Origin of the sequence: Kluyvera chengduensis, assembly GCF_044197065.1 — a bacterium.
In the GTDB taxonomy this organism is placed as follows: domain Bacteria; phylum Pseudomonadota; class Gammaproteobacteria; order Enterobacterales; family Enterobacteriaceae; genus Kluyvera; species Kluyvera ascorbata_C.
Genome location: NZ_JBIQOI010000004.1, coordinates 125,904 through 151,081, shown reverse-complemented (window position 1 = coordinate 151,081; position 25,178 = coordinate 125,904). Strand labels below are relative to the sequence as shown.

The following is a 25,178-nucleotide window of genomic DNA, read 5'->3' as shown; positions in this document are numbered from 1 at the left end:
CTCACGAAAAAATCTTCGGTTGAATGAAATTGGTGTGATAACTTTGACGACATTACAGATAAACATCTGACCCACTCGCTGAGAGGAAGACGATAATGACCCCGTTCATGACTGAAGATTTTCTGTTAGACACCGAATTTGCCCGCCGTCTGTACCACGACTACGCAAAAGACCAGCCGATTTTCGACTATCACTGCCACCTTCCGCCGCAGCAGGTTGCTGAAGACTACCGTTTTAAAAACCTGTATGACATCTGGCTGAAAGGCGACCACTACAAGTGGCGCGCAATGCGTACCAACGGCGTAGCTGAACGCCTGTGTACCGGCGATGCGTCTGACCGCGAGAAGTTTGACGCGTGGGCTGCCACCGTACCGCACACCATCGGCAACCCGTTATACCACTGGACCCATCTGGAGCTGCGTCGCCCATTCGGCATCACCGGTAAACTGCTGTCGCCGTCTACCGCTGGCGAAATCTGGGATGAGTGCAACGAACTGCTGGCGCAGGACAAATTCTCCGCGCGCGGCATCATGAAGCAAATGAATGTGAAAATGGTCGGCACCACCGATGACCCGATCGATTCTCTGGAGCACCACGCGGCCGTCGCCAAAGACGGTTCATTTGACGTGAAAGTGCTGCCAAGCTGGCGCCCGGATAAAGCTTTCAACATCGAGCTGGCCACCTTCAACGATTACATGGCAAAACTGGGTGAAGTGTCTGACACCGATATCCGTCGTTTCGCTGACCTGCAGACCGCGCTGACTAAGCGTCTGGATCACTTCGCCGCTCATGGCTGTAAAGTGTCCGACCACGCGCTGGACGTTGTGCTATTCGCGGAATCTAATGAAGCGGAACTGGATAGCATCCTGGCACGTCGCCTGGCCGGTGAAACGCTGAGCGAGCACGAAGTGGCCCAGTTCAAAACCGCCGTTCTGGTCTTCCTCGGTGCTGAATACGCACGTCGCGAATGGGTACAGCAGTACCATATCGGCGCGCTGCGTAATAACAACCTGCGCCAGTTCAAACTGCTGGGTGCGGACGTCGGCTTTGACTCCATCAACGACCGCCCAATGGCTGAAGAGCTGTCTAAGCTCCTGAGCAAGCAGAACGAACAGAACCTGCTGCCCAAAACCATTCTGTACTGCCTGAACCCACGCGATAACGAAGTGCTGGGCACCATGATCGGTAACTTCCAGGGTGAAGGTATGCCGGGCAAAATGCAGTTTGGTTCCGGCTGGTGGTTCAACGATCAGAAAGACGGCATGGAACGTCAGATGACTCAGCTGGCACAGCTGGGCCTGCTGAGCCGCTTCGTCGGCATGCTGACCGATAGCCGTAGCTTCCTGTCTTACACCCGTCACGAATACTTCCGTCGTATTCTTTGCCAGATGATTGGCCGTTGGGTTGCCGCGGGCGAAGCGCCTGCAGACATCCAGCTGCTGGGTGAGATGGTGAAAAACATTTGCTTTAACAATGCGCGTGACTACTTCGCCATTGAACTGAACTAAAGTCTGGGGTTGGTATGCAATACATCAAGATCCATGCGCTGGATAACGTCGCGGTAGCGCTCGCTGATTTGGCCGAAGGAACCGAAGTCACCGTTGATGGGCAGGTCATTACCCTGCGTCAGGCGGTAACGCGTGGCCACAAATTCGCCTTACGCGACATCGCGAAGGGTGAAAACGTCATTAAATACGGTTTACCTATTGGCCATACGCTGGTGGATGTGGCAGCGGGCGAGCATATTCATGCTCACAACACGCGCACCAATCTCAGCGATCTGGACACGTATAGCTACCAACCCGATTTCCAGGCAGAGGTTGCTCAGCCCGTCGATCGTGACGTGCAGATTTATCGCCGTGCGAACGGCGATGTGGGCGTGCGTAACGAACTCTGGATCCTGCCGACCGTGGGCTGCGTGAACGCCATGGCTCGCCAGATGCAGAACCGTTTCCTGAAAGAGACCCACGATGCCGAAGGTATCGATGGGGTTCACCTCTTCAGCCATACCTACGGTTGCTCACAGCTCGGTGACGATCACATCAACACCCGTACCATGCTGCAAAACATGGTACGTCACCCGAATGCGGGCGCGGTGCTGGTGGTCGGCCTGGGTTGTGAAAACAACCAGGTTGACGCCTTCCGCGAAACCCTTGGCGAGTTCGATCCTGATCGCGTTCACTTTATGGTCTGCCAACACCAGGAAGACGAAGTGGAAGCCGGGATCGAACATCTCCATCAGCTGTACAACGTAATGCGCAATGACAAACGCGAGCCGGGTAAACTGAGCGAGCTGAAGTTTGGTCTGGAGTGCGGTGGGTCTGACGGCCTGTCCGGTATTACCGCCAACCCGATGCTGGGTCGTTTCTCCGACTACGTGATTGCCAACGGTGGCACCACCGTGCTGACCGAAGTGCCGGAAATGTTCGGCGCTGAGCAGCTGCTGATGAGCCATTGCCGTGACGAAGAGACCTTCGGCAAGCTGGTGACCATGGTCAATGACTTTAAGCAGTACTTCATTGCTCATGACCAGCCTATCTACGAGAATCCATCGCCGGGCAACAAAGCGGGCGGCATTACGACGCTGGAAGACAAATCACTGGGCTGCACGCAGAAAGCGGGCTCCAGTAAAGTGGTTGACGTGCTGCGCTATGGCGAACGCCTGAAAACGCACGGTCTGAACCTGCTGAGCGCACCGGGTAACGATGCGGTCGCCACCAGCGCTCTGGCGGGTGCGGGCTGTCACATGGTGCTGTTCAGTACCGGTCGCGGTACCCCTTACGGTGGTTTCGTGCCGACGGTGAAAATTGCCACCAACAGCGAACTGGCTGAGAAGAAGAAACACTGGATCGACTTCAATGCTGGTCAGCTGATTCACGGTAAAGCGATGCCTCAGCTGCTGGAAGAGTTCGTGGACGTTATCGTCGACTTCGCCAACGGCAAGCAGACCTGCAACGAGCGCAATGATTTCCGCGAGCTGGCTATCTTTAAGAGCGGCGTCACGTTGTAATAAAAATGTGATCTGATACGATAAAACGGCGTTTCATTGTCTGAAACGCCGTTTTTTTATGCTGTTTAACAAGGACCTCTAATGACGGCGTATTGGCTGGCCCAGGGCGTAGGCGTTCTGGCATTTATCATCGGCATCACCACCTTCATCAACCGCGATGAACGGCGCTTTAAGTTTCAACTTTCGCTCTACAGCGCCACCATTGGCGTGCATTTCTTCCTGATGGGCGCGATCCCCGCCGGGATGAGCGCGGAGCTAAACGTCATTCGAACGATCATTTCGGTCTATACGCGCCGTATCTGGGTGATGTTTGTCTTTATCGCGCTGACGCTAATCCTCGGACTGAGCAAACTGCACCATGCCATGGAATTGCTGCCGATAGCCGGGACGGTGGCCAGTACCTGGGCGCTATTCCGCTGTAAAGGGCTGACGGTACGCTGCGTCATGTGGTGCTCCACGCTTTGCTGGGTTATCCATAACTTCTGGCTCGGCTCGATTGGCGGCACGATGATTGAAGGCAGCTTCCTGGTGATGAACGGCTTGAACATCATTCGTTTCTGGCGGATGCAGCGTAAGGGGATTGATCCGTTTAAGGTCGAGAAGAAAGTGCAGGAAGAGAACCCCTCCGCCTGATGGCGAAGGGGTCAGAGCATTAGCTACGCAGAGCGTTCTTTGCCAGACGCGCATCCTCAGCCTGACACACGGCGGCGGTGAACATCACGTCGGTGGAGGAGTTGATAGCCGTTTCGCAGGAGTCCTGCAGCACGCCGATAATAAAGCCGACCGCTACTACCTGCATGGCAATCTCGTTCGGAATACCAAACATGTTACAGGCCAGTGGGATCAGCAACAGTGAACCACCCGCTACCCCCGATGCGCCACAGGCGCAGAGCGATGCCACGACGCTCAGCAGCAGCGCGGTTGGCAGGTCGATAGCAATGCCCAGCGTATGTACGGCTGCCAGCGTCAGCACGGTGATGGTAATCGCCGCCCCCGCCATATTGACCGTGGCCCCCAGCGGAATGGAAACCGAGTAGGTATCGCGATCCAGATTCAGCTTCTCGCACAGCGACATGTTGACCGGAATATTCGCCGCCGAGCTGCGGGTAAAGAAGGCAGTCACGCCGCTTTCGCGCAGGCACATTAGCACCAGCGGATACGGATTGCGGCGGATCTGTAAATAGACCAGCAGCGGGTTAATCACCAGCGCAACCACAGCCATACAGCCAATCAGTACCAGCAGAATCTGCGCATAGCCCCACAGCGCGGAGAAGCCCGTAGTGGCAAGCGTCGAAGAGACCAGGCCGAAAATACCGACAGGGGCAAAACGGATAACGACCTTCACGATAAAGGTGACCGCGTTCGACAGGTCATTGACCAGATTTTTGGTGGTTTCATTACCGTGGCGCAGTGCGAAGCCCAGACCGACCGCCCACACCAGAATGCCGATGTAGTTGGCATTAATCAGCGCGTGGATTGGGTTAGCGACGATGCTCATCAGCAGCCCATGCATAACTTCTACAATGCCGGTTGGCGGCGTGATATCCGTCGCACCGGTAGTGAGTTGTAACGTGGAAGGGAAGATAAAGCTCACCACCACGGCGGTCAGCGCCGCGGCAAAGGTGCCGAACAAATAGAGCCATAAAATGGGGCGAATATTGGTTTTCTGGCCCTGCTGGTGGTTGGCAATTGATGCCATCACCAGCGTTAATACCAGCACTGGCGCAACGGCTTTCAGCGCGCCGACGAACAGCGTGCCGAGCAGGCCAGTGGCAATAGCGGCAGGTTTAGAAACCAGCGCCAGAAGGATACCGAGAATAAGACCAACCAGGATCTGTTTAACCAGACTACCCCGAGTCAGAAGACGCATAAAGCCGGATGATGCGGGTTGTTGTGTCATCATTGCATTCCTTAACGTGATGAGTTGTGTCTTTCCAGCGACGTATTATTTGTTACGTTTATGTCTGGATGTAAAAAAATGTTTGCTCGATCGAGTATAAGGAAAGTCGTCGTTTGGGGAAGTACAAAATGCTGGAATTTACGCCGCACATCATATTTTTTAACCAATGATTTACAATGTGTGACGCAGATTAAAGTATGAATGTAGCCCGGGCGAGGCGTTCACGCCGACCCGGGGAGGCTCGGTGCCGCTCCCGGCGTCGCTGCGCTCGGCCGGGATACGGGTTACATTTTCTGCTTTTTCAGGTCGTTACGGTGGTTAACCCAGGCGTTGAGGAGCAGGGTGAATGCCAGGATCCCGCCGACCACGCCCAGCGATACCGAGATCGGGATATGGTAGAAATCAACGATCAGCATCTTAATACCGATAAACACCAGGATAACCGACAACCCGTACTTCAGCATCGAGAAGCGCTCTGCCACGCCCGCCAGCAGGAAGTACATCGCACGTAAACCGAGGATGGCGAACAGGTTAGAGGTCAGCACGATAAACGGATCGGTAGTAACCGCAAAGATAGCCGGAATGCTGTCGACCGCGAAGATAACGTCGCTCAACTCCACCAGAATCAACACCAGCAGCAACGGCGTTGCAAACAGCACCCCGTTCTTACGGGTAAAGAAGTGCTCGTTCTCGATTTTATCGGTCATCCGCAGATGCCCGCGCAGCCAGCGTACCAGCGGTTTATCGCCAATCCCGCCTTCATCTTCTTTCGCCAGCGCCATCTTAATCCCGGTGAACAGCAGGAACGCGCCGAAGACATAGAGCAACCATTCAAACTGGGAGATAAGCCAGCTTCCTGCGAAGATCATGATAGTACGCAGCACAATCGCGCCCAGTACGCCGTAGACCAGCACGCGTCGCTGCAATGCAGCCGGTACGGAGAAGTAGCTAAACAGCATCAACCAGACGAAGACGTTGTCCACCGCCAGCGATTTCTCAATCAGGTAGCCGGTGAGGAAGGCCAGCGCCTGCGGGTCAGCGACCGCGCGGCCCTGAGTTTGTGCCAGATACCACCAGAAAGCAGCGTTAAACAGTAATGAGAGGGTGACCCACACCAGCGACCAGGCTGCCGCCTGCTTCATGGACATGGTATGTGCGCCGCGACGGCCCTGCAGGAACAGGTCGATAGCAAGCATAATCACCACGACGACAGCGAATCCGCCCCACAGCAACGGTGTGCCGACTGTATTCATAGAATTTTCCTTACGCATAAAAAAACGGCTAACGTCAGAAGACGATAGCCGCTGCTTTTTTATGCATAGACCTCGCCTTCCGGCAAGGTCTCACTTACAACTAAAAACGAATGCGGTGGCGCATTCGTTTTCCGTTGCTCGGCGACCGGATACGGTTTTACACGTATCGTAATGACGATCCACCGACAAGGAAGTTACTCCCCTTTGCACGTAACAAAATATGACAGACCATTGATTTCGTCAATGGTCCGTAACATGTGCTTTACGTTGTTTTACGCGGCGGGCGTATCCGCCGGGAAGACAACGCCGGTCTGGCGACGAATTTCCGTCTGAACCTTCGCGGTGATACGGCTAACTTCAAGAGCAGGGTGGTCCACTTCATTGTTTTCGACCAGGCGCGCAAACTCCTCGGCTTCATACAGCATAGTATTAATATGCTGAGGCTGGCTGAGATCCTGCGCCTTACTGCCGCGCGGGATAAAGCAGACTTTTTGGCACTCGGAAATTTTCTCAACCACCAGCGCGCCCGCTTCACCCTGAATTTCACTCGGCAGGGTAGAGTCGCTGACCTTAGAGTGCTGCAACGTCACGCTGAAATCGCCATAGTCGAGCACCGCGATACCGTGCGCATCAACGCCGCTATCGAGCAGGCTGGCAGAGGCTTGTACCTGCTTCGGCTCGCCCCACAGGGCTACCGCGGAGGCCAGGCAGTAGAAACCGATATCCATAATCGAGCCGTTCGAGAAGGCCGGGTTAAAGGTATTTGGGTTTTCGCCGTCCAGGTAGCGCTGGTAACGTGAAGAGTACTGGCAGTAGTTGATAAACGCCTTACGAACCGGGCCGACTTTCTCCAGCGACTGCTGCAAAATCTGGAAGTTAGGCAGGCTGGCGGTTTTGAACGCTTCGAACAGCACCACCTGATTTTCCTGCGCGAGGGCGATAGCCTGCTCGACTTCATGCAGGTTGGAGGCCAGCGGCTTCTCGCAAATCACATGCTTTTTATGCTGCAAAAACAGTTTGGTCTGCGGGAAGTGGAGTGAATTCGGGCTGGCGATATAAACCGCGTCAATATCTTCGCTTTGCGCCATGGCATCCAGCGACGTAAACAGATGTTCGACGGGATAATCGTTGGCGAAGGTCTGTGCCTGCTCAAGGCTGCGGGAATAGACGGCGGTCAACTTGTACTTGCCGGTCTCATGCGCGGCATCGACAAACTGGCGGGTGATCCAGTTTGTCCCAATCACTGCGAAACGTATCATAAACGCCTTCTGGCTCCATAAAGGGATTCTTTCGTCAATGTAACACGCCTTTATGACATTGCCAGTGGGCGACTACGCAGATTCCTTTAACGAAAGGTGCGTCAGCCACAGACGGGTATCAAACTCTAGCTGGTGATACTGCGGCTCCATATAGCAGCACAGCTGATAGAACGCTTTGTCGTGCTCTTTTTCTTTCAGATGCGCCAGCTCATGCACCACGATCATTTTCAAAAAGGCTTCCGGCGCGTTACGGAACACGGTGGCCACGCGGATCTCGGCTTTTGCCTTAAGCTTGCCGCCCTGCACGCGGGATATCGCCGTGTGCAGCCCGAGCGCGTTCTTCAGCACGTGGATCTTATTGTCGTACATGACTTTATTGATCGGCGGCGCATTACGCAGGAACTGGCTTTTCAGATCCTGGGTATACTGCCAGAGGGCTTTATCGGTGGCGAAATCGTGGGTACCCGGATAGCGTTTTTCCAGCACCGCCCCCAGACGCTGTTCAGCAATCAAGGTTCTCACTTGAGAAAGCAAATGTTCCGGATAGCCCTGGAGGTAAGTTAGTTGGTTCATCTTTGCCCATGCCAATCATAAAAAGTGTATACTCACGCACCCTTTTCAGGGATACGCCGAAATTTTACCATTCAGGAGGGCCGATGAGCCACACAGACAACGGTTTCCGTTCACTGACACTTAAACGTTTCCCGGAGACGGACGACGTTAACCCACTGCTGGCGTGGGAAGCAGCCGATGAATATCTACTGCAACAGCTGGACGATACTGAGATTCGCGGCCCGGTGCTTATCCTGAATGATACCTTCGGTGCGCTGGCCTGCGCGCTCGCGGAGCATACGCCGTACAGCATCGGCGACTCTTACTTAAGCGAGCTGGCGACGCGTGAAAACCTGCGCCACAACGACATTGCCGAATCGAGCGTGAAGTTTCTCGACAGCACCGCGGAATACCCGCAGGCGCCGGGCGTCGTGCTGATTAAGATCCCAAAAACCATGGCGCTGCTGGAGCAGCAGCTGCGTGCGCTGCGTGAAGTGGTGACGCCAGAAACGCGCATTATCGCCGGTGCGAAAGCGCGTGATATCCATACCTCTACGCTTGAGCTGTTTGAAAAAGTGCTGGGCCCAACCACCACCACGCTGGCATGGAAAAAGGCGCGCCTGATCAACGGCACCTTTACCAAACCGGCGCTGGCTGAAACCGCCCAGACCCTGAGCTGGAAGCTGGAAGGCACCGACTGGACCATCCACAACCACGCGAACGTTTTCTCCCGTACCGGGCTGGATATCGGCGCGCGCTTCTTTATGGAGCATCTGCCGGAAAACCTGGAAGGCGAGATTGTCGATCTCGGCTGCGGTAACGGCGTGCTGGGCATGACGCTGCTGGCGAAAAACCCGGAAGCCAGCGTGGTGTTTGTTGATGAATCGCCGATGGCGGTTGCTTCCAGCCGTCTGAACGTGGAAACCAACCTACCGGATGCGCTGGATCGCAGCGAGTTTATGATCAACAACGCGCTCTCCGGCGTAGAACCGTTCCGCTTCAACGCGGTGTTCTGCAACCCGCCGTTCCACCAGAAGCATGCGCTGACCGATAACATCGCGTGGGAGATGTTCCACCACGCCCGTCGCTGCCTGAAAATTAACGGCGAGCTGTATATTGTGGCGAACCGTCATCTGGACTACTTCCACAAGCTGAAGAAGATTTTTGGTAACTGCGAAACTATCGCCACCAACAACAAGTTTGTGATCCTCAAAGCGGTGAAGTTGGGTCGCCGTCGTTAATTAACGTCGCACGGTTTCACATTGCCGGATGGCGGCGTAACCGCCTTATCCGGCCTACAAAAGGCATTTTGCACGCTCCTGTAGGCCTGATAAGCGTAGCGCCATCAGGCAAAGTGGAGCAGAGTGCTGGATGGCGGCGTAACCGCCTTATCCAGCCTATATCCCAAGCGCCAGCTTTGTCCCCTGCGCAATCGCCCGCCTTGCATCCAGCTCACTGGCCACATCGCAGCCACCGATAAGATGCACCGTCTTGCCCGCCGCCAGCAGCGGTTCCTGCAACGTACGGTTTGGCTCCTGACCGGCACAGATAATCACGTTATCTACCGCCAACACCTGCGCTTCGCCGCCTATTTCAACGTGCAGCCCCTCATCGTCTATCTTCTGGTAGCTGACCGCCGGGATCATCTTCACGCCGCGTGAAAGCAGGGTGGTGCGGTGGATCCAGCCGGTGGTTTTGCCTAAGCCTTCACCCGGCTTGCTAGCTTTACGTTGCAGCATCACAATCTGCCGCGGGCTGCGTGCCAGGTGTGGCCCTTCCGGGCGCAGGCCGCCCGACTGCAGCAGGCTGGTATCGATACCCCATTCCACGCAAAACTCGGCGATATTCTGGCTGGTGGGGTCGCCCGGCTGGCTTAAGTACATCGCCGTATCAAAGCCGATGCCGCCGCAGCCGATAATCGCCACCCGCTGTCCAACCGGCGCTTTATCGCGCAGGACGTCCAGATAGGTCAGCACTTTAGAATGGTCGATCCCCTCGATCGGCGGCGTGCGTGGTGCGATCCCGGTCGAGAGGATCACGTCATCAAAGTCGAGGAGATCGTCGGCGTTGACACGCTGGTTGAGCTTTAAAGTCACCCCGGTGACGTCGATCATCCGGCGGTAGTAGCGCAGCGTTTCGTAAAACTCTTCTTTGCCGGGGATCTGCTTGGCGATATTAAACTGCCCGCCAATTTCCGCGCTGGCATCGAACAGCGTCACCTGATGGCCTCGTGCGGCAGCGTTGATAGCAAAGGCCAGCCCTGCCGGGCCCGCGCCGACAACCGCCAGGTTTTTGCGCGTGGTGGCCGGGAGGATCGGCATTTTGGTTTCGTGGCAGGCGCGCGGGTTGACCAGGCATGAGGTCACCTTGCCGACAAAGATCTGATCCAGGCAGGCCTGGTTACAGCCAATGCAGGTGTTGATCTCATCGCTGCGTCCCGATTGGGCTTTTGACAGCAGTTCGGCGTCAGCGAGGAACGGGCGCGCCATCGATACCATATCGGCATCGCCGCGCGCCAGAATATCGTCCGCCACCTGCGGATCGTTAATGCGGTTGGTGGTAATCAGCGGGACGGTGACCAAACCTTTTAATTTGCGCGTCACCCAGCTAAACGCCCCGCGCGGCACTGGCGTCGCGATGGTCGGGATCCGCGCTTCGTGCCAGCCGATCCCGGTATTGATGATCGTCGCCCCCGCGGCTTCGACAGCCTGGGCGAGACGTACGGTTTCATCAAAAGTACCGCCGTTGTCCACCAGGTCGAGCATCGACAGGCGGTAGATAATAATAAAGTCTTTCCCAACGCGCTGGCGTACGGCGCGCACCACTTCTACCGCGAAGCGCATGCGGTTGTCGTAGCTGCCGCCCCATTGATCGTCGCGCTGGTTGGTGCGTGCGGCGAGAAATTCGTTAATCAGGTAGCCTTCCGAGCCCATTACCTCTACGCCGTCGTAGCCTGCTTCCCGCGCCAATTGGGCGCAGTGGGCGAAGTCGTCGATAAGCCCCAGAATACCTTCGTGCGTGAGTTCGCGCGGCGTAAAGCGGTTGATCGGCGCCTGAAGCGGGGATGGGGCAACCAGATTGGGCTGATAGCTGTAGCGGCCAGTATGCAGGATTTGCAGCGCAATTTTGCCGCCCTCCTGATGGACGGCGTCGGTAATGGTCCGGTGGTGCGGCAATTGACTCACATCGTTCAGCATCGCGCCGCCCGCCATCCCTACGCCGGTCGCATCCGGAGCGATGCCGCCGCTGACGATAAGCGCCACGCCGTGACGCGCGCGCTCGGCATAGAACGCCGCCAGACGCTCCGCGCCATCGGGATACTCTTCCAGCCCGGTATGCATAGAGCCCATCAGCACGCGATTTTTCAGCTGGGTAAAACCAAGATCGAGCGGGGCGAATAGCGACGGATAGCTCATAAGGATGTCCAGTATGTGAAATTATTGTTATGTGGTCGGATGAGTTACTAATTTAGCCGTCGGCGGGAAAAAGGGAAAAGGGGAATGCGATGATTGTGATGGGATTCAAAGAACGCCCCCCCACCAAACGGTAGGGGGCGTGAGTTTACTGCTCGGTGGCAACCTGACTCTGGCTGACGCGCAGGGCCGCCAGCGCGTTACGCGCCGCCTTAAGCACCTGGTCGCACTGTTCCATCGTTAAGGTCAACGGTGGCTCGATGCGGATGGTCTTGGCGTTGTTGAGCGTTCCGGCAACCAGCACGCGCTGGCGGAACATCTCGCTGGCAAAGTGATAGCCGATTTCGTTATCGACAAACTCAATGGCCATCAGCATGCCTCTACCACGCGCTTCACGGACCAGATCCGGATATTCGCGCGCCATGCTGCGGAAACCATCCAGCAGAACATCGCCTTTCTGTTCCGCCTGAGCAGGCAGGTTTTCGGTCAGCAGCACGTTGATGGTCGCCAGCGCGGCCGCACAGGCCAGCGGGTTACCGCCAAAGGTGGTGGTGTGCAGGAACGGGTTATCGAACAGCACCGAGAACACCTCTTCGGTAGCGATGGTCGCACCAATCGGCATCACGCCGCCGCCGAGGGCCTTCGCCAGGCACAGAATGTCCGGCTGAACGTTCTCATGCTCGCAGGCGAACATCTTGCCGGTGCGCCCCATGCCGGTTTGCACTTCGTCGAAGATAAGCAGCGCGCCAAACTCATCGCACAGCTTACGTACGGCGGGCAGGTAGCCCTGCGGTGGCAGAATAACGCCACCTTCACCCTGGATGGGCTCGAGGATCACCGCCGCCACGTCGTCGCCGGTTTTCTGGCATTCGCTGAGCATCGTGCGCATGGCGTCGAGATTACCGAACGGCACGTGGTGGAAGCCCGGCAGTAGCGGCATAAACGGCTTGCGGAACGTTGACTTGGCGGTGGCCGACAGCGCCCCGAGCGATTTCCCGTGGAACGCGCCGCTGGTGGCGATAAAGGTGAACTTGCCGCGCGGCGACTGGTACGCTTTTGCCAGCTTCAGCGCCGCCTCTACGGATTCGGTACCGCTGTTGCTAAAGAAGCTGTACTTCAGTTTGCCCGGAGCCAGCGCTGCCAACGTTTTGGCGAGCATCGCCCGTAGCGGGTCGAGCAGTTCCTGGCTGTGAAGCGGTTGTTTAGCGAGTTGATTCTGTACGGCGGAAACCACCACTGGATTACGGTGCCCCACGTTGAAAATACCAAAACCGCCCAGGCAATCGAGAAACTCCTGACCCTGGGTGTCGACAAGCGTATTTAACCCTCCCGCCTGCCACTCTACGGCTCCGTAATCCCCACCGGCTGTTACAGATTTTCGGTACTCTAAAAACCCCGGATTCACATGCTCTTTAAAGTATTCACGGACCTCCTGGTTAAGCGCTTTCATCTCCTCATGGTCAAGCGTTCGCTTTTCAATGAGATTCAGTGCGTGTGCGCTGCAGGCCAGAGCCGATGCGCTGGAAGGTAACCTGTTCAAAATAAGCTCCTGGGGATCACGTATCACACGATACTGATTTAAGTATTGCAGGGATTACGCCATCTCAGCGTTGGTGGTGAAAATCGGGATAAACGCCAGGGGAAATCGCGTTTGTACAATATTTAATCGTCCAGCGAAGCGTGAGAGTGTGAAAGCGGTCACGAGGCAGTGCGTGGTTGTCGGGCGTATTGCCCTACAAAAGGGCAGGTTTTGCGCCACGGATGAGCAGCAAAGAATGACGTGAGGAATGTAGGGCTTTTGTCGATTTTGCGATCTAACGCAAAATTAACAATTAAGGTTAATTTAATATCCTCCGATATAACAATTGTAATACATTTCTCTTAGCACCTGAAAAGGATGTCCGTATGTCGACCCTGCCCGACCAAAACTCGTCCGAATCGCTGATGGACGACCACACCACGTTGATGTCCACCACCGATCTCAACAGCTATATCACCCACGTCAACGATGCCTTCGTGAAGGTGAGTGGCTATAGCCGCCACGAGATGCTCAGCCAGCCGCACAATATGGTGCGCCATTCCGATATGCCAAAAGCGGCCTTTGCCGATATGTGGCGAACCCTGAAGCAGGGCGAGCCGTGGAGCGGTATCGTCAAAAATCGCCCGAAACACGGCGGCCATTACTGGGTGCGCGCGAACGCCATCCCCCAGGTGCGTAATGGTAAAACGATTGGCTATATGTCGATTCGCACCAAAGCCAGCGAGGAAGAGATTGCGGCGGTGGAGCCGCTGTATCAGGCGCTGCGCGAAGAGCGCAGCAATAAGCGTCTTTATAAGGGACGCGTTATCAGTAAACGCTGGTGGGGTAAGCTCGCTGCGATCCCGCTCCGTTGGCGGGTCAGAAGCATTATGTCGGGGTTCTACCTGCTGCTGGCTGCCAGCCTTCTGGCCCTGAGCGCGCCGGTTATGGCGGTGCTGGCGTCGGCGCTGATTCTGCTGCTGACCACGCTGGTGTTTGAGTGGCAAATTGTTCGCCCAGTAGAAAACGTGGCACGACAGGCGCTCAGCGTGGCGACCGGCGAGCGGAACAGCGTTGATCCGCTACCGCGCAGCGACGAGCTGGGGCTGACGCTGCGCGCGGTCGGCCAGCTTGGGCTGATGTGCCGCTGGCTGATTAACGATGTCTCGACGCAGGTAAATAGCGTGAGCGACGGCAGCGATGTGCTGGCGCGCGGCAATGAAGATCTGAATCAGCGTACTCAGGAAACGGTCGTTAACGTACAGCAAACCGTGGCGACGATGAGCCAGATGGCGGCGTCGGTACAGAATAACTCCCAGACGGCAGCCGAAGCCGATAAGCTCTCGCTGGCGGCCAGCGGCGCGGCGGCGCAGGGCGGTCAGGCGATGCACCGGGTGGTGCAGACCATGGAAGATATTGCTGACAGCACGCAGCGCATTGGCTCCATCACCACGTTGATTAACGATATCGCGTTCCAGACCAATATTCTGGCGTTGAACGCCGCCGTCGAAGCGGCGCGGGCGGGCGAGCAGGGGAGAGGGTTTGCCGTGGTCGCCGGGGAAGTTCGCCATCTGGCGAGCCGCAGCGCGACGGCGGCAAACGAAATTCGTCAACTGATTGAGGCCAGCGCCAGCAAGGTGCAGTCGGGCTCCGAGCAGGTTCACGCTGCCGGGCGCACGATGGATGACATTGTCTCGCAGGTACAGAATGTCACCCAACTGATTGCGCAGATTAGTCAATCTACGTCTGAACAGGCCACGGGGCTGTCTGATTTAACGCGAGCCGTGGCGAAGCTGGATGAGATCACCCAGAAAAACGCCGGGCTGGTGGCGGAAAGCGCCAATGTATCGGCGATGGTGAAACACCGGGCCAGCCGTTTACAGGATGCGGTTACCGTCCTGCATTAATCGAGCTGCGAGATCTCGAGCGCCGCGCGGTCGATAATGCCGACAATCTGCTTCAACTGCGCGTCGCTTGTCTCGCCCTGATTGACCTTCAGGTCCAGTACGGCCTTAAAGTTATCCAGTGCCCGCTTCATCTGCGGGTTTTTGCGCAGCTCATGCCCTACCATGCGGGACTTCAGGCGCGCCTGAATGTGCTCCAGATGTTCCTGGTTTTCTTCCAGCGCTTGGGTGCCTTCAGCGGTAATGGCGATTTTTTTACGCCCGCCGTCCTCTTCATGCACCGTAATCAGCCCCTGGTCCTGGAGCAGGTCGAGCGTCGGGTAGATAACGCCAGGACTTGGGCTGTAATTGCCCTGGGTCAGCGCTTCAATCGCTTTAATCAGTTCATAGCCGTGGCTGGCGTTATCTTTCAGGATGCTGAGGACAACCAGACGCAGCTCGCCGTGGCCGAAGAAGCGCTGGCGACGTCCGCCACCGCCGCCGTGACCTTCGCCACGCCCGCCACGATGTTCACACTCACCGCGTTCGCCGCGATGTCCACGACCACCACGGCCGCGATGTTCAGAATCAGAGAAAGGTCTCATAATGTTTATCCTTACGTTGTTTAGATATATCTAATTTATATCTAAAATTGTATCTTTAGCAATATCGAAAGATGGATATTTATTAATTAATTGATTAGTAATGATTTTAATTTTAATGATGAATTTTTCGTGCACCGCCGTTCATATATCTTAAAAATAGCTTGCTTTCTGTTTAGTTGGCAATCATTATCATTTGCAAAAGATTTAGATATATCTATTTGTGAGAGAGACGCCCAATGAAAGAGAACAAATACCCGCAGCGCGTGCGCAATGAACTTCGTTTTCGTGAACTGACCGTCCTGCGCGTCGAGCGCATGGGTGAAGCCTTCCAGCGCGTGGTGCTGGGCGGCGAGGCGCTGGAAGGTTTTAGTTCGCGCGGCTTTGACGATCACACCAAGCTGTTTTTCCCGCAGACCGGTGGCACCCTGACGCCGCCGACGATGACCGATGAGGGCATTGTATGGGCAGACGGCGTACGCCCGCAGGCTCGCGACTATACGCCGCTCTATAACGCCGAGCGCCACGAACTGGCCTACGATTTCTTTATCCACGATGGCGGTGTTGCCAGCCAGTGGGCAATGGCAGCAAAAGCGGGCGATACGCTGCTTATCGGCGGCCCGCGCGGTTCGCTGGTGGTGCCGGAAGATTATGCCTGGCAGCTGTATGTCTGTGATGAAACCGGAATGCCAGCGCTGCGTCGCCGCCTGGAAGCGCTGCAGACATTAGCGGAGCGTCCGCAGGTGACGGCGCTGGTGATGGTTAAAGAGGACGCGGACAAAGCCTATCTGGCCGGGTTCGATGGTTTCAATATTGAGTGGATCGCTGGCTACGATGCCGCCACCGTCGCCGCGCGTCTGGCACAGCTCACGGTGCCGGCGTCTGATTATTTTATCTGGCTAACCGGCGAAGGGAAGGTGGTAAAAAATCTGACCGACGGTTTTGTGACCGACGCTATCGACCCGCAGCTGGTGCGTTCAAGCGCCTACTGGCACGCGAAATAACTGCATTCTGGTTGCGCTATACGATGATGCGATAGCGCGACCCTGTTCCTGCCATTTCTCTCCTCATGATTTATCCAGATCTCCCCTCATCATTATGATGAACATCCTGTTTTCCACACTTTTTATACGATTATTTTGCCCTGTATTTAGGGCTGTATTTGACGATTATCTATTGACTAATTAATTGTTTTTAATGAATTATTAATGCGTAAAGACGTGGTTATGTGATGTCAATCACTACATTCATGTTTCCAATACAAAATCTGTAAAACTAGAACTTTGTCGACTTTTCGTCTAAAAATACCGGGTCCAGGGCTAGACACGACCATGTAATGGTTATCAAATGGTTAAAAAACACCGTGTCAGATGTTAATCATCGACAAAATTAAAAAATGGTTAGCCCGCATACACGACTTACCTGCGTTACGACGCACCTTCTCTGGAGAAACTATGCATTCCTCTGTTAATAAAAACGAAAGCCGGACCTTTTTCGGTCATCCGTACCCGTTGGGTTCGCTGTTCTTTACCGAAATGTGGGAGCGATTCTCGTTTTACGGTATCCGCCCGTTACTGATTCTGTTTATGGCGGCAACCGTCTATGACGGCGGCATGGGCTTAGCGCGTGAAAACGCCTCGGCGATTGTGGGTATCTTCGCGGGGACGATGTACCTGGCGGCGCTGCCGGGCGGCTGGCTGGCTGATAACTGGCTCGGCCAGCAAAAGGCGGTGTGGTACGGCTCTATCCTGATTGCGCTTGGCCACTTATCGATCGCGCTGTCGGCCTTTATGGGCGACAACCTGTTCTTTATCGGCCTGATGTTTATCGTACTGGGCTCCGGTCTGTTTAAAACCTGTATCTCAGTGATGGTCGGTACGCTGTATAAAAAGGGCGATGCCCGTCGCGACGGCGGATTCTCGCTGTTTTATATGGGCATCAACATGGGGTCATTTATCGCGCCGCTGATTTCCGGCTGGCTGATTAAATCCCACGGTTGGCACTGGGGCTTTGGCATCGGCGGTATCGGGATGCTGGTGGCGCTGGTTATCTTCCGCGTGTTCGCCGTTCCGGCAATGAAGCGCTACGACAGCGAAGTGGGCCTCGACTCTACCTGGAACAGCCCGGTAGCGAAGAAAAACGGCGTTGGCGCATGGCTGCTGGCGTTAGCGGTCGGTGTGGCGGTGATTATCACTCTGATTGCCCAGGGTGTGATTGTGATTAACCCGGTGGCCGTCGCCAGCGTGCTGGTGTACGTGATTGCAGCCTCCGTTGCGCTGTACTTCATCTACCTGTTCGTCTTTGCGGGCCTGAGCCGTAAAGAACGCGCGCGCCTGCTGGTGTGCTTTATTCTGCTGGTCTCCGCGGCATTCTTCTGGTCGGCCTTCGAGCAGAAACCAACGTCGTTCAACCTGTTTGCCAATGACTACACCAACCGCATGATTGGTGATTTTGAGATCCCGGCGGTATGGTTCCAGTCAATTAACGCCCTGTTCATCATCCTGCTGGCGCCGGTCTTTAGCTGGGCCTGGCCTGCACTGGCGCGTAAAAACGTCCGTCCGGGCAGTATCACCAAGTTCGTTATCGGTATTCTGTGTGCGGCAGCGGGCTTCGGTCTGATGATGCTGGCAGCGCAGAACGTGCTGAGCAACGGTGGCGCGGGTGTATCACCGATGTGGCTGGTGGGCAGTATCCTGATGCTGACGCTCGGCGAGCTGTGCCTGAGCCCGATTGGTTTGGCGACCATGACGCTGCTGGCGCCGGAAAGAATGCGCGGTCAGATGATGGGGCTGTGGTTCTGCGCCAGCGCGCTGGGCAACCTGGCGGCGGGTCTGATCGGTGGTCACGTGAAGGCCGATCAGTTGGATATGCTGCCGGACCTGTTCGCGCGTTGCTCCATTGCACTGCTGATCTGTGCTGCGGTGCTGTGCGTTCTGATTGTGCCGGTTCGCCGGATGCTGGAAAACGCCAAATCTAGCGCGGAACAAAAGCCGGTCAGCAACGCGTAAAAGCGCCGGGTGGCGGCTACGCCTTACCCGGCCTACAGAACCCTTCGTAGGCCTGATAAGCGAAGCGCCATCAGGCAATCCCCTAAGCCGGTACATTCTGTATCGGTTTTTTTTTGCGCAGCGCGCACCATTTCTTGCGCAAAACGGGTATAAAACGTGATTTTTGATCGAGAATAAATGCAATAACGTGAGCGGTTCCTTTGAAATTGCGCCGGATTCCGGTCCATAGTATAGACTTGTTTACTACGTGGTTTATTTTAAGGACAAGCATATGCCAGCAGTCATTGATAAAGCTTTGGATTTCATTGGTGGTATGAACACGTCTGAGCCAGTACCACAGTCCATGGATGAGAGTACAGCGAAGGGAATTCTGAAATATTTAAAAGAGTTAGGTGTTCCTGCAAGCTCTGCGGCGGTGGCTGAACGTGGTCATCAGGACGGCTGGAGCGAAGGGTTTACAGATAAAGTGGCGGGATGGGCCGAAAAGGTCGAATCCGGCGAGCATATGGTGATTAAGAACCCTGAATTCTTCTCTTCCTACATGCGTGAAGAGCTCCGTTCACTGGTGTGAGTTAACCCTGTTTAAATCCCAATAGCCTATCCCGGATGCTTTCGCCCTGTGTTGAAAGCATCCTCTTTCCTTCTCTCCCTTCTACCACCATCATCGCCCCCTAAAACGGCCATGTCTCGCGTGCTGAAAAATCAGTGCTGATAAAAATAAAAAGCCTGCTAATGTATTGCTAACTCGAATTAGTTTATGATTAACGTGTTCTGTTCGTTATGGAAAATCCTATTTTATGGCCAAAACAGTTGAGCAAGTTGCCAGAGCGCTGGATATTTCAATTACCACCGTCAGGCTGGTATTGGGAGGCAAAGCTGAACAGTATCGCATCAGCGTTAAAACGCAGCAGCGTATTAACGATTATGTTGCTGAAAACGGGCTGGTGGTAAACCAGATAGCACGTAGCCTGAAGCTGAACAAAACCGAAACGCTGGGGTTGGTTATCCCCCGGCTCTCGAACCTGTTTTTTTCCACGCTGGCGGAAAAGCTGGAATCCTGCTGCCGTCAGGCGGGCTATCAGCTGATGATCGCGAGCACCTACAGCGACAGCGATCATGAAAATAGCCTGGTGGAAGGGCTTTTGGCGCGTAATGTGGACGGCCTTTTCGTGGTGCCATCAACGCGGGAAAGCCAGCTCCACCATCAGAAGCTGGCGCGGAAAAGGCCGCTGGTTTTGCTCGACCGTGATTTCGGCGAAAGCGATGTGTCGCTGGTGGTGAGTGATAACTATAACGGGAGTAAAAAGCTGGTGCAGGCGATGACGCAGGCCACAGAGGTTTCCCCCATTTTCTTTATCGCGGGCGACACGCAGCAGCCGTCTATTCAGCGACGTTTGCAGGGCTACCTGAGCGAATTACCGCAGGGTAATGAGTGGATCTTATCCGCCAGCCACAACCGTCAGGAAGAGGGGCGTCAGCTGATGCTCGACTTCTTAAAGCAGCATCAGCAGCCACCAAAAGCCTTTATTGCCTCGTCGCTGCCGATTCTGGAAGGGACGCTGAGCGCGCTGCGGGAAACCTACGGTTTTATTCCGTCGGATATTTCGATTGGCACCTTCGATGAGCATCAGATGCTGGGCTTTTTGCCGAATGAAGTCTGGTCGATGCGTCAGGATGAAGATACGTGGGCGCAGCACGCTTTCCACCTTATGCAGCAAAAGCTGCAGGGGGAGAATGCGGATGTGAAGATTACCGTGCCGATGACGATGATTCACCGTCCGCTGTCGGTGGAGAAGCGGCAGCGTTAAGGATTATTGGTGTCGCCTCCCTCTCCCCAAAGGGGAGAGGGGGAAATACGTTAAAACAACGTCGCAATAAACCGCTCCACCATCTCCGCATCCGCCGCAGGCGGCAGCCCGCTCACTCCCACACCGGCAATAGCCATTCCCTCTACCAGCACTGGCGCACCTCCCGGCATCGCCAACAGCAGCGGGTCGTGAAAAGCGTCGAGCCGCAGCGTACCCGCCTCAACCTCACTTTCGAGCCGAGCCGTCGCGCGCCGAAAGCGCAGGGCGCTCCAGGCTTTACGCTGGGCGAGCTGACGGGGTAGCGGTGGGCAACGGGCATGGGCGCCAAAGGCGATAAGCTCGCCGTCGGTGCCCACGACCGCGAGCGCTAACCCGTTGCTCTGCGGATGTGCCTCTGTGTCCTGTAAAAATTGGGCAACCCGCAGGCAAATTTCGCTGTCGTTCAGACGGTAAAGCTTAAGCAAATGATTATTGTCCGGCATCGGCGATATACCCCTGCAGGCGCTGGTGCAGCGCATCCAGCTCGGCGCGCTGGGTGGCCGTCAGGGAGACAAACGGCTCGCGGGTTGGCCCGGTATCAACAACGCCTTTACCCGCCAGGTATTTCGCTGACTGGAAAACGCCACGGGCGACCAACGCTTCAACCACCTCGTTAATTTGCTGCTGCAGCCGCTGGGCGCGCGGAATATCACCCTGCTTAAAGGCGTGGCGCAGCGCGAGGAACAGCTCCGGCTGTAGGTTGACCGTGGTGCCGACGGTTGCGGTGGCTCCCGCTGCCAGGCTCGAGAGGAAAATTTCATCAAAGCCGTTGAAGAAGACCTTATCGGGATAGCGGGCAATCATCCGTTCCAGCGAGTAAAGGTTGTGCGAGGTGTGTTTAACGCCAAGCACTTGCTCGTCACCGAGCAACGCCTCCGCCGTCTGCGCATCCAGCTCTACGCTGGTAAATTGCGGAATATTATACAAAATTACCGGAATCGAAACCGCATCCAGCACCCGGCGATAGTAGGCGATAATTTCGTCCCGACTGTACTTGTAGTAGTAGGGCGGCACCAGCGAGACCGCGCTGGCGCCATCCTGCTCGGCGCTTTTTGCCAGCGCGACCGCATCCTGAGTGCGCGGCGTGCCAACGTGTGAAATTACCGGAACCTTTCCTTTGGCCGCCTTGACCAGCGCGGCCAGCACCTCCCGGCGCTCGTCAAAGCGCAGAAGGGGCCCCTCTCCGGAGGAACCGCAGCAGTAAAATCCCTCGACACCGCGCGCCAACTGCGCCTCAGCGAGTTTCTCCAGTGCTGAATAGTTGACGGATTCGTCGGCGTGCATCGGCGTCACTATGGCGGAGATAATGCCGCGAAAGGCCTGCCATTTGTCGTTTACCATGCCGTCCATCCTCCATCGACCACCACGTTTGAACCGGTCATATAGACCGAGGCATCAGACAGCAAAAAGACCACCGCGCCGTTGTATTCGTGCGGTTTTGCCATCCGGCCAATGGGGATACGGTTGGTGTAGTTTTTTTGGAAACGCGGGTCCTGGTCGCTGCGCTCGACGCCGGACAGCGTCAGGGTATTCACGCGGATCCCATCGCGCCCCCAATAGGTGGCGCAGTAGCGGGTGAAGTTATACAGACCGGACTTCGCCGCTGAATAGGCGACGGGCTTGATGAACGGAATGCCGGTGTCCTCTTTTTTGAAGCTGTAGATATCCTGCACTGGCGACACCACGCCGTAGATGGAGCCGACGTTGACGATGGAGCCGCCTTTGCCTGCCTGGCGCATTCTTTTGCCCACCTGCTGGGTCATCAGGAATGTGCCGACCAGGTTCACTTCCACGACATCGCGGAATACCTCTTCAGGAAACTCTTCAAATGGCCCGGAAACCTCCGGCGGCGCGCTCGGCTGGGTATCGACACCGGCATTATTGACCAGCCCATCGGCCACGCCCCATTTGGCTTCGATGGCGTCCAGTACCCGGTTGATGTTGGTTTTATCGGTAATGTTGACCTCCGCGCAGAAGAGGCGCGGAGAGTCTTTAATTTCGCCGAACACGCGGTCAATACGCGCGTCGTCCAGGTGGGTGGCTAGCGCGGCGACCTTCGCGCCGCGCGCATGCAGGGTCTTCACGTACTGCGCCCCCAGCTGACCCAAGCCACCGGTCACAATGATGACCTTGTCTTTTACCGAGAATAACGTGTCTTCCATTGTTCTATCCCTTTTGTAGGTTGTTAGATTTTGTGCGTTGCAAGGTAGTCGCGGTCGAGGATGATGCCGTGTCCCGGGCGTTCACTCGGTACGTAGTAGCCATCCACCTCTTCACCCGCTTCGGCAATAATGCGCAGATCTTTCCAGCGTCCGCCGTCGGTCATCTCGGCGGACGAGATGTTCGGGACGGTGGCCAGCAGGCTGGCGCTGAGCTCCATGACAAAGTGCGGCGTCATTGGCAGGTTGTGGGCGCGGGCAACGGCGGCAATATCGAGATAGCCGGTAATCCCGCCTACGCGGCCTAAATCTGCCTGGATATAGTCCGCGCAGCCGCTTTCGATGTACTGCGTGAACTGGTTTAAGTTATAGACGTTTTCGCCCAGAGCGATAGGCGTCGTGCTGCGTTCCCGCAGCTTAAGGTGGCCGGTGATATCGTCGGAAGGCAGCGGCTCCTCAATCCACAGCAGGTTGAGCGGCTCAAACAGCTTGAAGGCGCGCAGCGCCTGCGGGAAGTTCCAGCCCTGGTTGGCATCGACGGCCAGCGGGAACCCCGGAACGGCTTCCTGAATTTTGCGCAGACGCTCTACGTCCTCTTCCAGCGTAGGTTTCCCCACCTTGACCTTGGCGGCCTGATACCCGGTGCGCTGCCAGCGTTTTACCTGGTCGATAACCTCTTCAATTGACAGGTGCAGGTTGATACCGCTGCCGTACAGCGGTACGCGGTCGCGCACGCGGCCAATGATGTCGATGATCGGCGCGTTCAGGGTTTTACCGAGCAGATCCCAATAGGCAATATCCAGCGCCGCTAGCGCATGCGTCGTGACCCCTGCGCCGCCCACATCGTGCACGTGTTTGTAGGACCGATGCCACAGGCCGCGCGGTGAAAGCGGCTGGCCGATGACGTCAGGAATAATTTCTGCAATCAGCGCGGAGATGGTCTTGCCGCACCAGCCGGAGGTATGGCTGAAGCCGGTGCCAACGTGGCCGTTTGAACCGTAAACGTCGACAATGGCGACTTCAATATCGGTCACGTGGTGAATCTGATCACCCCACGGGCCTTCCGGTAAAGGGACTCGGGCGGTCATCAGTTCAATATTTTCAATAACGGGCATTTTGGTTGTGTTCATGATGAATCCTTCCTGTATGCATGTTGGGTGGCGGCCGTCATGTAGCTCGCCACCGGAGTGAAAATTTAGTTTTTAGACGTTGATACTGACGTTTGGGGGCCCTGAACGCTTCGTTCGCGGCTCTCGTCTGGGGCCATATCGTGCTCATCGCCCACCGAGTGGCCAAAGACTTCCGGCAGCAGGAAGATGGAGGCGAGGAAGGCGCAGAATGGCGCAATGGCGATAATCAGTGACGCCAGCGGTACGCCAAGCGTCTCAAACAGCGGCGGGAACACCAGCGTAGTGACGAACGCGGTGACCTTAACGATGGTGTAGCCAATGCCGGAAGCCATCCCGCGGTAGCGTGGTTTGGCGACCAGTGAGATAACGGTCATCCCACTTTCTGAATCCCAGTAGTGACCCCATAGCATCAGTGCCGCACCGAGGGTGATAAAGGTAAAGCTGCTGCTGTAGACGCCCCATGACGAAATAGAGATGCCGATGGTAACCAGCAGGAAGCCATATTTGCTCAGCCCTTTATGCCCAAGCTTGGGCAGCAGCAGAGGCCCGACGAAGGCGGAGAGCGCCGCCACGCAGTTGACCGCCAGCAGCGCGAGGTTGTTCTGTATCTGCCCGGAAATCCCGATGGTGACCAGAATCAACGGCAGGTAGAACGAAAAGGCGTAGTTTTCAAACGACTGCACGGCACAGGAGAACCAGCCAAACAGGGTGGTGCGCCGGGTAAATGGACGGCGGAATAGATCGTGCAGCGTCTCTTTGAGAGTAGGGTCAGCAATAGTGACGTTGGTGTCCGGCAGAATATCGTCAAGCAGACGACCGTCCTGCTCGCCGTAGTAATCGCGAGATGCCTGTTTTGCTTCGATAAAGCGTCCGCGCTCAACGAACCAGGCGGGCGTTTCCGGCAGCTCGCGACGCATGAACAGCAGCACGCAGGCCGGGATTGCCGGAACGGCCAGCACGATGCGCCAGATGAGATCCGGATGAATGCCCAGCACGACCAGCGTGGTGACGAGGAGAATGGCGGCGATAATGCCGAGAGCGAACATAAACTGCCAGCGGTTTGCCATTACTTCACGCTTGCCTTTCGGCATCACTTCCATGATGTAGGTAAAGCCGTTGGCTACGTCAGCGCCGACGGGAATACCGGCCAGGCAGCGAATAATCGCCAGCCAGTACATGTTCGGGGCGAGCCCCTGCAGGACGGCAAAGATGGCGAACAGAATCATTGACCACAGGAAGATTTTGCGCCGGCCGAGTTTATCGGTCAGCCAGCCGCCGAGGAGGGCGCCGATAACCGCGCCAAGCTGGGTGCCCGCTGCGGTAAAGCCGAGCAGCCAACTGCTTGGCTCATAGATGTCTTTCAGCGCGAATAAAATATAGGCCATGGAATAGATATCCCATGACTCAATTAACAGTGCGGTGATCATCAGCCAGCCCGCTTTGGTACAGCCCGGGGCTTCTTGCTGATCGAGTCTTTTTTTGGCCTTCTGGATAATAAATTCAATGTGTTGCTGCTGATACATATAATCCTCTCTTACCCGGACGACAGGGGATACCCTGCCGCTCGGATAAACGTGTGCTGATTCATTCCTTAATCTATTCAAGGAGATGAACTAACCGGATGTTGACCAGGATCGCTAACA

General features: G+C 56.0%; 21 protein-coding genes. 9 read left to right on the top strand and 12 right to left on the bottom strand.

Annotated elements, in window-relative coordinates; translation table 11 throughout:
* Positions 1–95 precede the first annotated feature (95 nt).
* The 3 genes from uxaC (at position 96) to ACH1XZ_RS13270 (ending at position 3,643) form a co-directional block, all read left to right on the top strand.
* Positions 96–1,508, top strand: a complete 1,413-nt coding sequence (gene uxaC, locus ACH1XZ_RS13280; protein WP_185667876.1) for a glucuronate isomerase — start codon at positions 96–98, stop codon at positions 1,506–1,508.
* Between the two features lie 14 nt (positions 1,509–1,522).
* Positions 1,523–3,010, top strand: a complete 1,488-nt coding sequence (locus tag ACH1XZ_RS13275) for a UxaA family hydrolase (RefSeq protein WP_395595945.1) — start codon at positions 1,523–1,525, stop codon at positions 3,008–3,010.
* A gap of 81 nt (positions 3,011–3,091) precedes the next feature.
* Positions 3,092–3,643, top strand: a complete 552-nt coding sequence (locus ACH1XZ_RS13270; RefSeq protein WP_333498718.1) for a YgjV family protein — start codon at positions 3,092–3,094, stop codon at positions 3,641–3,643.
* Positions 3,644–3,662: 19 nt separating this feature from the next.
* On the opposite strand, the gene sstT is transcribed toward ACH1XZ_RS13270, so the two are convergent.
* The 4 genes from sstT to ACH1XZ_RS13250 form a co-directional block, all read right to left on the bottom strand.
* On the bottom strand, positions 3,663–4,913 hold the full coding sequence (sstT, locus tag ACH1XZ_RS13265; protein ID WP_395595944.1) for a serine/threonine transporter SstT: 1,251 nt from the start codon (positions 4,911–4,913) through the stop codon (positions 3,663–3,665).
* A 281-nt stretch (positions 4,914–5,194) separates the two neighbouring features.
* Positions 5,195–6,163 (bottom strand): TerC family protein, encoded by a 969-nt coding sequence (locus ACH1XZ_RS13260; RefSeq protein ID WP_395595943.1) that lies wholly within the window; start codon positions 6,161–6,163, stop codon positions 5,195–5,197.
* A gap of 272 nt (positions 6,164–6,435) precedes the next feature.
* Entirely contained in the window at positions 6,436–7,422 is a 987-nt protein-coding gene (locus ACH1XZ_RS13255; protein ID WP_395595942.1) for a Gfo/Idh/MocA family protein, read from the bottom strand.
* Between the two features lie 72 nt (positions 7,423–7,494).
* On the bottom strand, positions 7,495–7,995 hold the full coding sequence (locus ACH1XZ_RS13250) for a YgjP-like metallopeptidase domain-containing protein (RefSeq protein WP_395595941.1): 501 nt from the start codon (positions 7,993–7,995) through the stop codon (positions 7,495–7,497).
* An 83-nt stretch (positions 7,996–8,078) separates the two neighbouring features.
* Between ACH1XZ_RS13250 and rlmG the strand changes: the two genes are divergently transcribed.
* Complete coding sequence (gene rlmG / locus ACH1XZ_RS13245; RefSeq protein ID WP_395595940.1) at positions 8,079–9,215, top strand: 23S rRNA (guanine(1835)-N(2))-methyltransferase RlmG; 1,137 nt, start codon at positions 8,079–8,081, stop codon at positions 9,213–9,215.
* A 156-nt stretch (positions 9,216–9,371) separates the two neighbouring features.
* On the opposite strand, the gene ACH1XZ_RS13240 is transcribed toward rlmG, so the two are convergent.
* Complete coding sequence (locus ACH1XZ_RS13240; protein ID WP_395595939.1) at positions 9,372–11,390, bottom strand: oxidoreductase; 2,019 nt, start codon at positions 11,388–11,390, stop codon at positions 9,372–9,374.
* Between the two features lie 145 nt (positions 11,391–11,535).
* Positions 11,536–12,927, bottom strand: a complete 1,392-nt coding sequence (gene ygjG, locus ACH1XZ_RS13235; protein WP_395595938.1) for a putrescine aminotransferase — start codon at positions 12,925–12,927, stop codon at positions 11,536–11,538.
* A gap of 365 nt (positions 12,928–13,292) precedes the next feature.
* On the opposite strand from ygjG, the gene ACH1XZ_RS13230 reads away from it, so the two are divergent.
* Positions 13,293–14,813: a methyl-accepting chemotaxis protein gene (locus ACH1XZ_RS13230; protein WP_395595937.1), complete on the top strand. Its 1,521-nt coding sequence runs from the start codon at positions 13,293–13,295 to the stop codon at positions 14,811–14,813.
* On the opposite strand, the gene ACH1XZ_RS13225 is transcribed toward ACH1XZ_RS13230, so the two are convergent.
* Positions 14,810–15,394 carry a PadR family transcriptional regulator gene (locus ACH1XZ_RS13225; protein ID WP_395595936.1) on the bottom strand — a complete coding sequence of 195 codons (585 nt, stop codon included), beginning with the start codon at positions 15,392–15,394 and terminating at the stop codon, positions 14,810–14,812. The genes ACH1XZ_RS13230 and ACH1XZ_RS13225 overlap by 4 nt on opposite strands.
* A gap of 236 nt (positions 15,395–15,630) precedes the next feature.
* Here ACH1XZ_RS13225 and ACH1XZ_RS13220 point away from each other — a divergent pair, with 236 nt between their 5' ends.
* The 4 genes from ACH1XZ_RS13220 (at position 15,631) to ACH1XZ_RS13205 (ending at position 20,207) form a co-directional block, all read left to right on the top strand.
* Positions 15,631–16,395, top strand: coding sequence for a siderophore-interacting protein (locus ACH1XZ_RS13220; protein WP_395595935.1), 765 nt, complete (start codon positions 15,631–15,633; stop codon positions 16,393–16,395).
* Positions 16,396–16,845: 450 nt separating this feature from the next.
* Positions 16,846–18,399 (top strand): peptide MFS transporter, encoded by a 1,554-nt coding sequence (locus ACH1XZ_RS13215; protein ID WP_395595934.1) that lies wholly within the window; start codon positions 16,846–16,848, stop codon positions 18,397–18,399.
* A 271-nt stretch (positions 18,400–18,670) separates the two neighbouring features.
* Entirely contained in the window at positions 18,671–18,970 is a 300-nt protein-coding gene (locus tag ACH1XZ_RS13210; RefSeq protein WP_035897195.1) for a DUF1889 family protein, read from the top strand.
* A gap of 226 nt (positions 18,971–19,196) precedes the next feature.
* Positions 19,197–20,207: a LacI family DNA-binding transcriptional regulator gene (locus ACH1XZ_RS13205; RefSeq protein WP_395595933.1), complete on the top strand. Its 1,011-nt coding sequence runs from the start codon at positions 19,197–19,199 to the stop codon at positions 20,205–20,207.
* A 50-nt stretch (positions 20,208–20,257) separates the two neighbouring features.
* Here ACH1XZ_RS13205 and ACH1XZ_RS13200 read toward each other — a convergent pair whose 3' ends face one another.
* The 5 genes from ACH1XZ_RS13200 to ACH1XZ_RS13180 all read right to left on the bottom strand — a co-directional run bounded on the left by ACH1XZ_RS13200 (position 20,258) and on the right by ACH1XZ_RS13180 (position 25,058).
* Positions 20,258–20,689 carry a GlcG/HbpS family heme-binding protein gene (locus ACH1XZ_RS13200; RefSeq protein WP_395595932.1) on the bottom strand — a complete coding sequence of 144 codons (432 nt, stop codon included), beginning with the start codon at positions 20,687–20,689 and terminating at the stop codon, positions 20,258–20,260.
* Entirely contained in the window at positions 20,676–21,587 is a 912-nt protein-coding gene (locus ACH1XZ_RS13195; protein ID WP_395595931.1) for a dihydrodipicolinate synthase family protein, read from the bottom strand. Before ACH1XZ_RS13195 ends, ACH1XZ_RS13200 begins: the two co-directional genes overlap by 14 nt.
* Entirely contained in the window at positions 21,581–22,408 is an 828-nt protein-coding gene (locus ACH1XZ_RS13190; RefSeq protein WP_395595930.1) for an SDR family oxidoreductase, read from the bottom strand. The genes ACH1XZ_RS13195 and ACH1XZ_RS13190 overlap by 7 nt, the downstream gene beginning before the upstream one ends.
* 23 nt (positions 22,409–22,431) lie before the next feature.
* On the bottom strand, positions 22,432–23,535 hold the full coding sequence (locus ACH1XZ_RS13185) for a mandelate racemase/muconate lactonizing enzyme family protein (protein WP_395595929.1): 1,104 nt from the start codon (positions 23,533–23,535) through the stop codon (positions 22,432–22,434).
* Between the two features lie 65 nt (positions 23,536–23,600).
* Positions 23,601–25,058 (bottom strand): MFS transporter, encoded by a 1,458-nt coding sequence (locus tag ACH1XZ_RS13180; RefSeq protein ID WP_395595928.1) that lies wholly within the window; start codon positions 25,056–25,058, stop codon positions 23,601–23,603.
* Between the last annotated feature and the right edge of the window lie 120 nt (positions 25,059–25,178).